Source organism: Flagellimonas taeanensis, from assembly GCF_003584105.1.
Taxonomy (GTDB): Bacteria; Bacteroidota; Bacteroidia; order Flavobacteriales; family Flavobacteriaceae; genus Flagellimonas; species Flagellimonas taeanensis.
Genome location: NZ_QXFO01000027.1, coordinates 22,897 through 37,335, shown reverse-complemented (window position 1 = coordinate 37,335; position 14,439 = coordinate 22,897). Strand labels below are relative to the sequence as shown.

Here is a 14,439-nt window from a genome sequence, read left to right as displayed (position 1 = left end):
TTTAAGAAAAAAACTGTGTTAATTTTACATCTCTTGAAGTAAAACATAAATATAGGGATTCGTTAACAATTAAAACAATACAAGGTGTACGAAAACAAAGTTTATGATGCCATTGTTGTTGGCACAGGTATAAGTGGGGGCTGGGCCGCCAAGGAACTGTGCGAAAACGGTCTTACAACCTTAGTGCTTGAACGTGGCCCAATGGTCAAACATGTTGAGGACTACAAGACCATGAACAAGGACGCATGGGATTTCCCCTTTAGAGGAAACCTAAGCCGGGAGGACCAAGAAAAGTATCATAAACAATTACGCGTGGGTTGGGCACCCCGTGACGATGTAAAGCATTTTTTTGTGAATGACCTGGAACATCCTTACCAAGAAACCAAGCGGTTCGATTGGATCAGGGGGTACCAAGTCGGCGGACGCTCCCTGACCTGGGGCAGACAAAGCTATAGGTGGAGCAATATTGATTTTGAAGCCAATAAAAATGAGGGCATTGGTGTGGATTGGCCGGTGCGCTACGAAGATATAGCCCCTTGGTACGATAAAGTGGAGACCTATATTGGCGTAAGCGGCGAAAAATTGGGCCTGAAACAGTTGCCCGATGGACAATTTCAGCCTCCCATGGAACTGAACTGTGTGGAAAAAGAACTTCAATCTGCCCTAGGCTCACAATTCGACGATGATCGGCTCTTGACCATTGGCCGGGTCGCCCACATTACCGATAAAGACCCCAACATTGAGGGTCGGGGTCCTTGCCAATACAGAAACCGATGTTGGAGAGGGTGCCCGTTCGGAGGCTATTTTAGCAGTAATTCCTCCACCTTGCCCGCTGCCGAACGCTCCGGAAATTTGACCTTGAGGCCCAATTCCATTGTTTATGAGGTGGTATATGATGAAAACCAAAAAAGGGCTACCGGGGTAAAGATCGTGGATGCCGAAACCCATGAAAAAATAGAGTTCAAGGCAAAAATTGTTTTTCTCTGCGCCTCGGCCATGGCCTCAGTGGGCATTTTATTGCAATCCAAGTCGAAGGTGTTCCCCAACGGCATGGGCAATAATCATGACCAACTTGGGCGCAACATCATGGACCATCATTACAATTTGGGCGCTTCTGCCAAAGTGGATGGGCATTTGGACAAATACTACAAGGGAAGAAGACCGAATGGGTTCTATATTCCACGGTTTGTCAACCTTGATGAAAAGACCAAACGAAAGGATTTTCTGCGTGGTTTTGGCTACCAGGGGAGCGCCAGTAGGGGCAATTGGGGCGAGACAGTGGCCGAACTGGGTCATGGTGCTGCTCTCAAAGAAGCCATTTTAGAACCGGGAGGTTGGGAAATCGGGATGACCGGATTTGGTGAAATGCTCCCATACCACGACAACCGCGTGACCTTGAGCAAGGACAAAAAAGATCAATGGGGACTACCTCAATTGGACTTTGACGTGGAATTCAAGGAGAATGAGTATAAAATGAGGGAGGCCATCAAAGAGGAGGCTGCTGCCATGCTAAGGGCCGCCGGCTTTAGGAACGTCAGCACCTACGATATGGTAACAGGTCCCGGACTTGGCATACACGAAATGGGAGGGGCAAGAATGGGTCACGACCCAAAAACATCCGTCCTCAACAAGCATAACCAATTGCATGACGTTCCCAACGTGTATGTTACCGATGGGGCATTTATGACCTCGGCCAATTGCGTAAACCCTTCGCTGACCTATATGGCTTTTACTGCAAGGGCTGCAAACCATGCCGCGCAACAATTCAAACAACATAAATTTTCTTAAAACCTGCTTATGGAAAATGCCTCTGCCCGAAATCTTTGGGGCGATTTTTTGGATGCCCATTTGGAATTTGCTTCCGAGGATGCACCCAAGGTCATCCATTTCTGTGATAATGAGAAGGATGCCAACACCTGCGCCGATCTTGTCTGCAAGGAAATCAAAAGAGCGACCTCCCACTCCTTGAAGGGAATCCAACTACGGAATGAAAAATTGCCCAAAATAGGGGATTTTTATGTGGTGACGGACTGGAAAGGGACCGCCAAATGTGTCATTAGGACCACATCGGTAAAGTTGGTGCCCTATTTTGCCATTCGTGAAGATCATGCACGTTTGGAAGGTGAGGGGGACAAAAGCCTTTCACATTGGAAAAAGACCCATTGGGACTATTATACCCGTGAACTTTCGGAATTCGGCACCCAACCCTCAGAAAGCATGATCGTGGTCTTTGAGGCCTTTGAAATGTTGTATAAAAAATAGGAGGTCTCCTATGTTAGAAAGTTGTCAGGTTGAGCGCAGTCGAAACCTCTTTTGTTCTCGACTGCGCTCGAACTGACATGAAATCTTTTTGGATCAATCCATATCCACCCAAATATTGCCCTGTTTATGGGAGGCCACAGTGTTCTCAATAAAATTGAGACCACGGACACCATCCAACATGGTAGGGAATTCCCCGTTGTTGTATTCCTCTCCACGGATGGCCTTTGCCACGCCCAAATAGATATTGGCCATGGCATCAAAGATGCCTTCCGGGTGGCCCGGGGGCAGTTTGGTGCCGTCCAACGATAGTTTGGAGTTGTACCCATGGCCCGGCTTGTAGACCTGTAGCGGTTCTGGATCGTTCAACTTGTAAAGGTAGTTTGGGTTTTCCTGCTCCCATTTCAATCCACCCTTTTGGCCATAAATGGCAATGGACAGATTATTTTCTTCCCCTGTGGCCACTTGGCTAGCCCTAATGACCCCTTTCACATTTTTGTCCATACGGATAAGGGCGGTACCATCCATATCCATCACATTATCATCATAGATATAATTGAAATCACACAAAATGGATTGTACCTGCAAACCAGTGGTAAACTCGATCATATTGAAGGCGTGTACCCCAATATCCCCCATACAGGAGCTGATGCCCGCCTTTTTGGGATCGAGCCTCCAAACCGTTCCACGTTTCTCCTTGTCGTGGATTATGGGGTTCATCCAGCCTTGGTAGTATTGGGCGTCCACTTTGTGGATCTTCCCGATTACGCCGTCCTTGATCATCTCCCTCATTTGGCGGACCATAGGGTATCCGGTGTACGTATGGGTAACCGCAAAGACCGTTCCTGCCTCTTTTAAGGTTTCCTGTAAAATCTTGGCCTCTTCGTAAGTGGTGGTCATGGGTTTTTCGCAAATGACATGAAACCCATTGTCCAGTAGCTTTTTGGCCATGGGAAAATGGAGAAAATTGGGCGTAAGGATGGAACACACCTGTATACGCTCATCCTCCGGCAACTTCATTTCCTCTGCTATCAACGTATCAAAATCTTTGTAGATACGGTTAGTGGGGACATCTATTTCCTTTGCGAAATCTAAACTTTGCTCATGGTCTGGGTTAAAGACCGCTCCTACGATTTCATAATTGTCATTGATGAAAGAGGCTACTCTGTGCAACACCCCGATCAGGGAATCACCACCTCCTCCAAGAATTCCAAGTCTTATTTTTTTTGGCATTTTCTATTTTTACTTTTTGATTAAACTATTTCTTCAGAAGCATGTCCTTGCGGGACTCTTCGTTCTTCCAATTTTTTTCGAAACAAAAACAAAATGGCGAACAAAATGGCCACTGCCAATGGAAAGAACATCATTTTTCCCAAAGTGGCCTTGCCCGCGGTAAGCTCTGCCACCTGATCGGTCAGTCCAGAAGCCACTGCGGTTTCCTTTGCACTGTCCAACCATCCGCCGATCACAGGCTGCCATATGGATGTGGCGAACATTCCTGCACCTCCCACCAACGACATTCCAAGTGCCCCTGTCTTGGGGAGGTATTCCGAGGTGAAACCGATCATGGTAGGCCAAAAATAGCAAACCCCCAAGGCAAAAAGAACCGCGGCCAAATAAATCATGGATCCTTCGGCTATGCTCATGCTATATACGGCTGCGGTTGTTATGAGTGCGGACAACAAAAGCACCCCTATTGGATTGAGCCTATGCACTATTGGCCCTGCAAAGTACCGCCCTATGGCCATAATACCTGTTACCATGGCCAATATCAGCATTGGGCTGGCCCCAGAGTTGCCCAAAATACGCTCTACCCATTGTTGTGGTCCAAATTCTGAAATGGCGGTAAGGGTCATACATGCCAAAATGAAAATGAACAAGGGGTCGGCAAGCGACTTGATGTTCTTCGCCGTATCTGTTTCAATATGCTCGCTTTCTGGAAATTCCTGTTTGAAAAACATGTACCCGTATATAAAGGTAGGTATCAACATAATCCCAATCTGTAACTGCCACCCCATTCCAAAATCGGTCATGAACTTTGAGATCAACGAGCCTATCACAATACCTCCCGGGAACCAAACATGGAACTTATTGAGCATTGCTGTACGGTTTTTGGTGTACATATCGGCAATCATAGGGTTACAGGCCGCCTCAACGGATCCGTTGGCAAAGCCAATGAAGAATGTGGAAATAATCAGGGTCCAGAACCCCCCTGCCACAATGGTAAGCACCAACCCTAATAGATGGCAGACAAACGCAGCCACCATAAGTTTTCGTGCCCCTACTTTATTATAAAGCAGCCCTCCAAGGATCATCGCCAAAGGAAATCCCAAAAAGGCCATACTGTTTATCCACCCCAATTGTTGGTTGGAAATCCCGAATTCCTCGCCCAACTGGGTCAATATACCTGCCCTGATGGCAAAGGTCATGGAAGTAACGACCAAGGATATACAGGCCGCCAAAAAAAGTTGGTTCTTATTTACGTTTTTCATGGTTTGCATTAGTTATTAATTGTGTCCCTTAATATATATGGTGCTATTTGTTTTTATGATTTATAGGCTACTTTTTCATTTTTGAAGAATAGCACGAACAATATGGCCACCAACAATGCAAAGCCTGCTGGGTACATCCATATATTCTGCCATTCGTGCACACCTTCTATTTTAAAATAATCCGCTATTTTCCCAGCAATCCAGAACCCGATGAGCATACCTACTCCATAGGTGGCCAAGGTAATCAATCCCTGCGCAGAACTTTTATATTTTTCTCCTGCTTTTGAATCGGTGTAAATCTGCCCTGAAACAAAGAAGAAGTCATAACAGATTCCGTGAAGGGCTATCCCAATGATAAGCATGAACAAAAGCTCTCCCGTATCCCCATATGCAAATAGCAAATAGCGCACGGTCCAAGCCAGCATCCCTGCCAATATGGTTTTCTTGAACCCGAATTTTTTAAAGAAATAAGGAAGTAGCAACATGAACAAAACCTCAGAACCCTGACCAATGGTCATCAGCCCTGTTGGATTCTCCACACCGATCTCAGCAAGGAACGGGTTTGCATTTTGGTAATAAAATGCCAACGGAATACATATCAATACAGAGGATATAAAGAACAGGAGGAAATTTTTGTCCTTCAAAAGCTTCAGGGCATCCAATCCCAATATCTCGGAAATGTCCACTTTTTCATTCCTGTTTACTTTTGGAGGAGTCTTGGGTAGGGTAAAACTGAAAAGACCCAAAAGAGCCGAAGCAATACCCGTCATTAAAAATGTGTTCTTCAACAGACCTGCCTCCCTGCCTTCGGGTGAATCCCAGAAAAAAACATAACTGATCAAAAGCCCGGCAACAATCCATCCGATAGTACCAAAAACCCGTACAAATGAAAATTGTTTGGCGGGATCTGTCATTTGGTTGAATGATACCGAATTCACCAATGCAAGCGTGGGCATATACAGAATCATATAGACCAAGACATACGGATAGAAAGTAGCAAAATCGGCACTTTGGTACATCAGGTACATCAACACCGCACCCATGAGGTGCAAAACCCCTAAAATCCGTTCGGCGTTGAAATATCGGTCAGCTATCAGACCGATAATGAACGGTGCTATGATGGCACCCCAAGACTGTGTGGAAAAAGCCATGGCAAGCTGTGCGTCCGTGGCTTGCAAGTTGTTCCCTAAAAACGTACCTAATGAAACGAACCAACCTCCCCAAATAAAAAATTCGAGGAACATCATAAAGGAAAGTTGAAGTTTGGTTTTTATGTTCATGTGGGGTGTTTAGTTAGTATTCATCTTTTGTAATGTATATAGTCCAATGGTTCCGGCACTGTTCCAGAGGCACGCAGTTCCATCATGATCTGGCCCCTGTGGTGCGTGGAATGGTTGATGATATGGAAAAGGATGTCCTTGGTCTCATTCGAAAATGTCCTGCCTTGGCTATTCTCATATTCCACCCGCTTCATAAAATCGTCGGTGTTGGTCACGATCTCAAAAGAGGTACGCTGGTTTTCGTAATGGACCTCTTCCCACTTTTCAAAAGGTTGTGTATCCCACACCCCAAACTCACTGGGCTTGCCCAACAATCTGTGGTTCCAGATATGGTGGGCGTTCAAAATATGGCTGAAAAGCCTTTGGCTGTTCTCAGGAACTACGTCCAGACCGCCACACTGTTGGATGATTTTTTTGTTACAATGAAAATTGTAATCGAAGAGTTGTTGCAAAAATCCCTTCATGGACCCTAAAATTATTCGGGTAAGTTAAGCACTTTTTCCAATAACTTTTTGGTGGCCAAAATCCCTTCCTCTTCGCTGAGTTCGCTTCCTTCGTATTCCACGCCCACAAAGCCTGAATAGCCCGCTTCTTCCACAATGTCCATTATTTTTTTATAATCCACCCGGGTCTCGTTGCCTTCGGCATCGAAGCTATAGGATTTGGCACTTACGGCCTTGGCATAGGGCATCAACTCTTCCACTCCTTTATATCTGTCATATTCCTCAAGGCATTTGGACTCATAGTAATCGCCTGCTTCCCTTTTGATGCAGAAATTTCCAAAATCGGGCAGTGTGCCACAATTGTCCATTCCCACTTTTTTCATCACCTCGACCAACAAAGCTGCATTTGAGGAAGGCCCACCATGGTTCTCTACGATGATATTGATATTCTTGTCCTTGGCATAAGTGGCCAATTGGGTAAGTCCGTCCACCGATGCGGGCACCCATGGTTCTGGGTCCTGCGTCCCGTTCAAGTTGACACGGATGGAATGGCACCCCAACGCAGCAGCGGCATCCACCCACTTGTAATGGTTCTCCACAGCTGCTTTCCTTTCTTTTTCATCAGTGGCCGCCAAGTCTCCCTGACCATCCACCATGATGAGCAGGTTCTTCATACCGTGCTTTTCACTTTCCGCCTTGCTCTTTTCCACCCAATTCTTCATAGCCTCCTCAGAGAAATTGGCTGCTTGGAGTTCCTTATAATAGAGTCCGCTCACATATTCCAGGCCTTCAAAACCCCATCCTTTGGCCTTCTCGGCAAAGGTATATGGGTCCACCCCTTCTTCCAATATCATTTTGTGCAAGGACCATTGGGCCAATGAAAGTTTAATGTCCGATTTGGTTTCCTCGACCATTACCCCCTCTGCTACCTGATCATCGACAACTTCCTTTTTGGGATTCTGTTTGCAGGAAAAAATTCCAAACAATACAACTGCAAATAGAGATAAAATACCTTTTTGGGCTAAACTACTTCTGTTCATATTTTTAAGTTGAAAATTTTGATATAGAATCCAAAAACTACAACGTTATAGTATTGAATTCTCAATAAACACAGGCATTAAATGTAGAAAATTAATTTAATAATTAATACATTTAGCAAATAAACAATCCGAATAAATGAGTAAATTTTATTACAACCAAGAGCAAGAATCCTATGATGCCATCGTGGTAGGAACGGGCATCAGTGGCGGTTGGGCCGCCAAGGAACTTTGCGAAAATGGGCTCAAGACCTTGGTCTTGGAACGTGGTCCGATGGTCAAACACCGTGAAGACTATCCAACAGCCAATCTGGACCCATGGGATTTTCCAAATGCCGGACAGCCCACAAGAGAGGAACTAAAGCAACAAGAAAAGCAGGCCAGGACAGGATATACTGTCAGGGCCGAATCCAAGCATTGGTTTGTGAACGATCTGGAGCACCCTTACAATGAAGTGAAACGATTTGACTGGATGAGGGGATATCATGTGGGAGGCCGTTCGATTATGTGGGGCCGTCACAGTTACCGCTGGAGCGATATCGATTTTACCGCCAACAAGAACGAAGGCATCGCCGTGGATTGGCCCGTACGTTACAAGGACATCGCCCCCTGGTACGATAAGGTTGAAAGTTATATCGGTGTTTCGGGTGAGAGCCTGGGCCTGCCCCAACTACCTGATGGGCAATTTGAACCCATGATGGAGCTCAACTGCGTGGAAGAGCATGTAAAAGGAAAAGTGGCCGAACACTTCAATGGCCGTGTGATCACCGCTGGAAGGGTGGCCCACATCAACAGTGACAAAAAATTTGAGGGAGACGGAAGGGTGCGTTGCCAGTTCCGTAACCGTTGCGTGAGAGGGTGTCCTTTCGGGGCCTACTTCAGCAGCGTGTCGTCCACATTGCCCGCCGCGGAAAGGACCGGAAACATGACCCTTAGACCCGACTCCATTGTACATGAAATCATCTATGATCCCAATACCAAGAAAGCAACCGGTGTCAAAGTAATCGATAGGGAAACCAAGGAAGAATTCGAGTTCAAGGCAAAGGTTATTTTCCTTTGTGCCTCGGCCGTGGCCTCTACCTCCATTTTGATGCAATCCAAGTCGGACAGGTTCCCTAACGGATTGGGGAACGACTCCGACCAATTGGGTAGAAACATCATGGACCACCATTTCTTGGTTGGTGCCAGTGGCAAATTCGATGGGTTTGATGACAAATACTATAAGGGAAGGAAGCCAAACGGAACCTATATTCCGAGGTTCAGGAACCTTGGCGGGGATACCGACATGAAGGACTTTACCCGTGGCTATGGTTACCAAGGAGGTGCCTCTAGGGGCAATTATGAAGAATTGGTCGCCGAGGCCTCCTTCGGAAAAGGCTATAAGGATGCCATCCTGACACCTGGCGGATGGACCATGAACATGTTGGCCTTCGGAGAAATTCTTCCCTATGAAGACAACCGGATGATCTTGGATTACGACAAAAAGGACAAATGGGGACTACCTACCGTTACCTTCGATGCCGAAATCAGACAGAACGAGCTGAACATGCGCAAGGACATGCAGGACCAAGCGGTACAGATGCTTGAAAAAGCAGGGGCCAAGGACATTACGCCTTACGACAACCCCTATGCCATTGGATTGGGCATCCACGAGATGGGTACCGCTCGTATGGGCCTTGACCCTAAGACCTCCGTGGTGAACGGATACAACCAAGTCCACGCCTGTAAGAACGTTTATGTAACGGACGGTGCCTTTATGGCCTCAGCCAGTTGCGTAAACCCATCGTTGACCTATATGGCTTTTACCGCGAGAGCTGCTAACCATGCTGCCCAAGAACTCAAAAAAGGAAATATATAATGGAAAGAAGATCTGCACTTAAGAATATGGGATTGGCCTTTGGTTATGCCGTGGCCACTCCGACCCTTTTGGGACTGCTCCAAAGTTGTAAGGACAAACCCGCCTATGCCGAGTGGGTCCCCAGTTTTCTGGACAAGGAAAAAGGATATGCACTTGCCCAGACACTGGACGTGATCCTTCCCAAAACAGATACCCCATCTGCTACGGAAATGAACGTACACGTTTTCATCGACAAATACTTGGATGAGGTAATTCCATTGGAACAAAGGGATTTTGTAGTCATGAAAATGAACAAATTCTACGATAAGGTTCTGGTGGATTCCGGAAAAGAGACGCTGATGGACATCGAACCCGTGGATATTGAGCCCGCACTTCAAACATACTTAAGAAAACGTTCGGATGAGGAAGAGGAAGCCCATTTTGAAGCCATCAACAGCTACATGGAGGCCATCATGCAGGGAGGCCAAGCCACTTTGGATGACGATATTTCCCGCTTCTCCTTTGCCAACGATCTGAGAGATCTGGGTACTTGGGCCTACAAATCATCAGAATATGTTGGTGAGGAAGTATTGGCCTATTTGCCCATACCAGGAGAATACATCCCCTGTGAAGACCTCAACACGCTGACCGGCGGAAAAGCTTGGTCGCTGTAAGTCTTGTTCTCTTATGAGATATAAAAAAACCCTCCAATAAAATTGGAGGGTTTTTTATTTATGAATCTTTTCAAAAAAATACCCCGGAATTGTTCCAAGTGGGGTGAACGCTCCGGGGCATTTGGTCAATAAACACTATCACATGCACTGATAAAGTCCAGTGCCGACTATGCTATGAACCGCACATCAGGCAGTCGTCGTCTGCTTGGCCTTCCTTGGCCCGTGCTATCATTTCCCTCATTTCTTCAGGAGTCATGGGTTGTATGTCAATTTCTTGCTGCTGTTCGGCAGAAATAGCCTCCACAGTGATCTCTTGCGCCACTGCCGCCGATGCTGCTTCTGCCTCTACCTCAACAGGGACTTCTTGCTTCTTGGTGTTGTCCAACGTAAATTTGATGGCATCCACCGCTGCCTTGGTTCGAAGGTAGTACATCCCCGTTTTCAGGCCGCTCTTCCAAGCGTAGAAATGCATCGAGGTGAGCTTGGCGTAATTGGCGTTCTCCATGAACAGGTTCAGCGATTGGCTTTGATCAATGAAATAGCCACGTTGCCTGCTCATATCGATAATATCCTTCATGCTGAGCTCCCAAACAGTCTTGTACAGTTCCTTGATGTCCTCTGGAATGGCATCTATGCCCTGCACGGAACCATTGGCCCTCATGAGTTCCTGCTTTAGGTTCTCGTTCCAAAGGCCCAATTTTACCAAATCTTCCAATAGGTGTTTGTTCACAACGATGAACTCCCCGGAAAGCACCCTGCGGGTGTATATGTTGGAGGTATAGGGTTCAAAGCACTCATTGTTGCCCAATATCTGCGATGTGGACGCTGTGGGCATGGGAGCCACCAACAAGGAGTTCCTGACGCCGTGCTGCAGCACTTCCTTTCTAAGTTTGTCCCAATCCCATCGGCCGGACAGTTCCTCGTCCTTGATGCCCCATAGGTTGAACTGGAACTCTCCCTTGGACATTGGGGAACCTTTGTATGTGGAATAGGCTCCTTCTTCCTGGGCCATTTCCATGGAAGCGCTCACCGCAGCAAAGTACAGTGTCTCAAAAATCTCTTGGTTCAGTTTTTTGGCCTCGTCGCTGGTAAAGGGCATCCGCAACATGATGAAGGCATCTGCCAAGCCCTGCACACCCAATCCTATGGGTCTGTGCCTCATATTGGAGTTTCTGGCTTCCTCCACAGGGTAGAAGTTCCTATCGATGACCTTGTTCAGGTTTCTGGTGACGCGCTTGGTGACCTTAAAGAGTTCCTTATGGTCAAACTCACCATTTTTCACGAACATGGGCAGTGCTATGGATGCCAAGTTGCACACCGCAACTTCATCGGGGGAGGTATATTCCAAAATCTCCGTGCAGAGGTTGGAGGAACGTATGGTCCCCAAATTTTTCTGGTTGCTTTTCCTATTGGCGGCATCCTTGTAGAGCATATAGGGGGTACCTGTCTCAATTTGGGATTCCAATATCTTCTCCCAAAGGTCCCTGGCCCTTATCTTTTTGCGACCCTTTCCTTCGGCCTCATATTTGGTGTAGAGTGCCTCAAATTCTTCACTGTGGGTACTGAAAAGTCCTGGACATTCGTTGGGACACATCAAGGTCCACTCCCCGTCGGCTTCCACGCGCTTCATGAACAGATCGGGGATCCACATGGCATAGAACAGGTCACGTGCCCGCATCTCTTCCTTCCCGTGGTTCTTTTTAAGTTCCAAAAAGTCGAAAATATCGGCATGCCAAGGTTCCACATAAATGGCGAAGCTACCTTTGCGTTTTCCGCCACCTTGGTCCACATAGCGAGCTGTGTCGTTGTACACGCGGAGCATGGGCACAATTCCGTTGGAGGTCCCATTGGTCCCGGCAATGTACGATCCTGTGGCCCTGATATTGTGGATGGACAGGCCAATCCCACCCGCAGACTGTGAAATCTTTGCTGTTTGCTTCAAGGTGTCATAGATTCCGTCAATGCTATCGTCCTTCATGGCCAAAAGGAAACAGGAGGACATCTGGGGTTTGGGGGTCCCTGAGTTGAAGAGCGTGGGCGTGGCATGGGTGAAATACTTTTTGGACATCAGCTCGTAGGTTTCCACCACGGCATCCATATCGTCCAAATGGATTCCCACAGCGACCCTCATGAGCATCTGTTGAGGACGTTCCGCTATCTTCCCGTTGATCTTCAACAGGTAGGAACGTTCCAAGGTCTTGAACCCAAAATAGTCGTAGCCAAAATCGCGGTTATAGATAATGGTCGAGTCCAGTTGTTCGGCATGTTCGGCAATCACTTGATACACCTCATCGGAAAGCAGTGGCGCCTTTTTGCCGGTTCTCGGGTTTACATATTCGTAGAGGTCCTTCATGGTTTCGGAGAAGGACTTTTTGGTATTTTTGTGCAGGTTGGAAACGGATATCCGCGCGGCCAGTTTTGCATAGTCCGGATGCGTGGTGGTCATGGTAGCCGCTATCTCCGCCGCCAGGTTGTCCAACTCGGAGGTGGTAACACCATCGTACAGTCCCTCGATGACCCTCATCGCCACTTTTACGGGATCTACCAGATTGTTGAGTCCATAACAAAGTTTCCTGACCCTTGCCGTGATCTTATCGAACATTATCGGCTCTTTTCTACCGTCTCTTTTTACTACATACATGTCGCTACGAATATTATTGTTGATACTGTTGGTTCTTCCACAGCCTTGTTAAAAAAATTAACATTTTTAGATCAAGGCCTATAAGGCCCACAAGAAAGGAGCTTTCTTGTGGGCAAAGGTTCTTCGGTTCCTTAAAAGTCCGCGTCGAAACTGATTTTCTGCGAATCGGAGTCACTTTCCTTGTTCAACACGCCCGCTTTTTGGTATTCGGATACGCGTTTTTCAAAGAAATTGGTCTTACCTTGGAGTGAAATCATGTCCATAAAATCGAACGGATTGGTGGCGTTGTATACTTTCTCGCATTCCAGTTCCACCAACAATCTGTCCGTGACAAACTCCAAGTATTGGGTCATCAATTTGGCGTTCATCCCGATAAGGCTAACGGGGAGCGATTCCGTGATGAACTCTCTTTCTATGTTGAGTGCATCCACGATAATCTCGGTGATGCGTTCTTTTGGCACCTTGTTCACCAAGTGCTTGTTGTGCAAGTGTACGGCATAATCGCAGTGCATGCCCTCGTCCCTGGAGATAAGCTCATTGGAAAAGGTGAGCCCGGGCATCAACCCTCTTTTTTTCAACCAAAAGATGGAGCAGAAGGCGCCTGAGAAGAAAATCCCCTCTACGGCCGCAAAGGCGATCAATCGTTCGGCAAAGCTTGGCGACTCAATCCACTTGAGGGCCCAATCCGCTTTTTTCTTTATGGCCGGAAAGTTCTCGATGGCATTGAAGAGTACGTTTTTCTCCTTTTCGTCCTTCACATAGGTGTCGATCAGGAGGGAATAGGTCTCTGAGTGGATGTTCTCCATCATGATCTGGAAGCCATAAAAGAACTTAGCCTCGGAATACTGCACCTCGTTCACGAAGTTTTCCGCAAGGTTCTCGTTCACTATCCCGTCCGAAGCTGCAAAAAACGCCAAAATGTGTTTGACGAAATAACGCTCGTCGTCATTCAGTTTGGTGTTCCAGTCCGTTAGGTCCTGGTGCAGGTCTATTTCTTCCGCGGTCCAAAAACAGGCTTCACATTTTTTGTACCACTCCCACAGGTCATTGTGCTGAATGGGGAAAATCACAAATCTGTCTTTGTTTTCCTGCAATATGGGCTCTGTTGCTGCGGACATAATAGCTCGTTATAAAAGTTTTTAGTTCGGAAGGGTTCAAAAGGTCAACAAAGATTTAAAAATGTTGTTAGAATGTAAAGGGCACATATTTGAATCAGGGACAAAGTTTTTAACACCAAATGTTGAAATCTTGGGTGGCCAGTGATGTTTCTTGGGTTCAGAAAAGACGCCTTTGTGGAAAGATTTTTTCCGTTGTGGGGCACAACAAAAAAAGACCAAAAAGTATATTGGATTCTATACTGATTGGTCTTGTATTATTTAAGGAGAAATATCTCCCTTGTCATATTACCAAAGGTACGGCCTGTCCCCGTCCAACCGTTTTATGATCCTTATTTGAAATAGGTAGTTCCCCCGAAACCTATAACCAAATCCAGATCGTGGCGCCCGGAGATTTTTTTTTGCAAGCGGTTTCTATAATCAAGAGTTTGATTGCTGCGGCCGTACATATGTTTGGTAATACAATATTTTCAAGAGCGTTGTCTTGCCAAGACTGTCATTTTTTGGCAATGACCTTGTCCCATTCTGTCTGTATCTTCACTGGTTTACGTTCAGATACTGCGGCAATGATCAAAGCAACAATCAAAATCACAAAAAGAACTACACATTTTTTCATCACTGGTTGCTTTTCGTCAATCATTCATTTTTTGACACCGCCAAG

At 46.5% G+C, this 14,439-nt stretch carries 11 protein-coding genes; 4 read left to right on the top strand and 7 right to left on the bottom strand.

Features of this window, described 5'->3' with window-relative positions; all coding sequences use genetic code 11:
- Positions 1 to 84 precede the first annotated feature (84 nt).
- Both D2V93_RS15335 and D2V93_RS15330 read left to right on the top strand, forming a co-directional pair.
- Complete coding sequence (locus D2V93_RS15335) at positions 85 to 1,788, top strand: GMC oxidoreductase (protein WP_119620026.1); 1,704 nt, start codon at positions 85 to 87, stop codon at positions 1,786 to 1,788.
- A gap of 9 nt (positions 1,789 to 1,797) precedes the next feature.
- On the top strand, positions 1,798 to 2,262 hold the full coding sequence (locus D2V93_RS15330; RefSeq protein ID WP_119620025.1) for an ASCH domain-containing protein: 465 nt from the start codon (positions 1,798 to 1,800) through the stop codon (positions 2,260 to 2,262).
- 93 nt (positions 2,263 to 2,355) lie between these two features.
- Here D2V93_RS15330 and D2V93_RS15325 read toward each other — a convergent pair whose 3' ends face one another.
- Genes D2V93_RS15325 through D2V93_RS15305 form a run of 5 tightly spaced genes read right to left on the bottom strand, consistent with a single transcriptional unit; the run spans position 2,356 to position 7,514 of the window.
- The gene (locus tag D2V93_RS15325; RefSeq protein ID WP_119620024.1) at positions 2,356 to 3,492 is read right to left on the bottom strand and encodes a Gfo/Idh/MocA family protein; all 1,137 of its coding nucleotides are present in this window, start codon (positions 3,490 to 3,492) and stop codon (positions 2,356 to 2,358) included.
- 20 nt (positions 3,493 to 3,512) lie between these two features.
- Positions 3,513 to 4,751, bottom strand: a complete 1,239-nt coding sequence (locus tag D2V93_RS15320) for an MFS transporter (RefSeq protein ID WP_072881034.1) — start codon at positions 4,749 to 4,751, stop codon at positions 3,513 to 3,515.
- 53 nt (positions 4,752 to 4,804) lie between these two features.
- Entirely contained in the window at positions 4,805 to 6,031 is a 1,227-nt protein-coding gene (locus D2V93_RS15315; RefSeq protein ID WP_119620023.1) for a nucleoside permease, read from the bottom strand.
- A 20-nt stretch (positions 6,032 to 6,051) separates the two neighbouring features.
- Complete coding sequence (locus D2V93_RS15310) at positions 6,052 to 6,495, bottom strand: DinB family protein (RefSeq protein WP_119620022.1); 444 nt, start codon at positions 6,493 to 6,495, stop codon at positions 6,052 to 6,054.
- An 11-nt stretch (positions 6,496 to 6,506) separates the two neighbouring features.
- Entirely contained in the window at positions 6,507 to 7,514 is a 1,008-nt protein-coding gene (locus D2V93_RS15305; protein WP_119620021.1) for a sugar phosphate isomerase/epimerase family protein, read from the bottom strand.
- A 136-nt stretch (positions 7,515 to 7,650) separates the two neighbouring features.
- On the opposite strand from D2V93_RS15305, the gene D2V93_RS15300 reads away from it, so the two are divergent.
- The gene (locus D2V93_RS15300) at positions 7,651 to 9,369 is read left to right on the top strand and encodes a GMC oxidoreductase (RefSeq protein ID WP_072880574.1); all 1,719 of its coding nucleotides are present in this window, start codon (positions 7,651 to 7,653) and stop codon (positions 9,367 to 9,369) included.
- A complete protein-coding gene (locus tag D2V93_RS15295; RefSeq protein ID WP_119620020.1) occupies positions 9,369 to 10,022 on the top strand; it encodes a gluconate 2-dehydrogenase subunit 3 family protein in 654 nt (217 codons plus the stop codon). Before D2V93_RS15300 ends, D2V93_RS15295 begins: the two co-directional genes overlap by 1 nt.
- Positions 10,023 to 10,194: 172 nt before the next feature.
- Here the strand turns inward: D2V93_RS15295 and D2V93_RS15290 are convergent, their stop codons facing one another.
- Together D2V93_RS15290 and D2V93_RS15285 are read right to left on the bottom strand one after the other, a co-directional pair.
- Positions 10,195 to 12,663, bottom strand: a complete 2,469-nt coding sequence (locus D2V93_RS15290; RefSeq protein WP_119620019.1) for a ribonucleoside-diphosphate reductase subunit alpha — start codon at positions 12,661 to 12,663, stop codon at positions 10,195 to 10,197.
- Between the two features lie 131 nt (positions 12,664 to 12,794).
- Positions 12,795 to 13,781, bottom strand: a complete 987-nt coding sequence (locus tag D2V93_RS15285; protein WP_072880568.1) for a ribonucleotide-diphosphate reductase subunit beta — start codon at positions 13,779 to 13,781, stop codon at positions 12,795 to 12,797.
- Between the last annotated feature and the right edge of the window lie 658 nt (positions 13,782 to 14,439).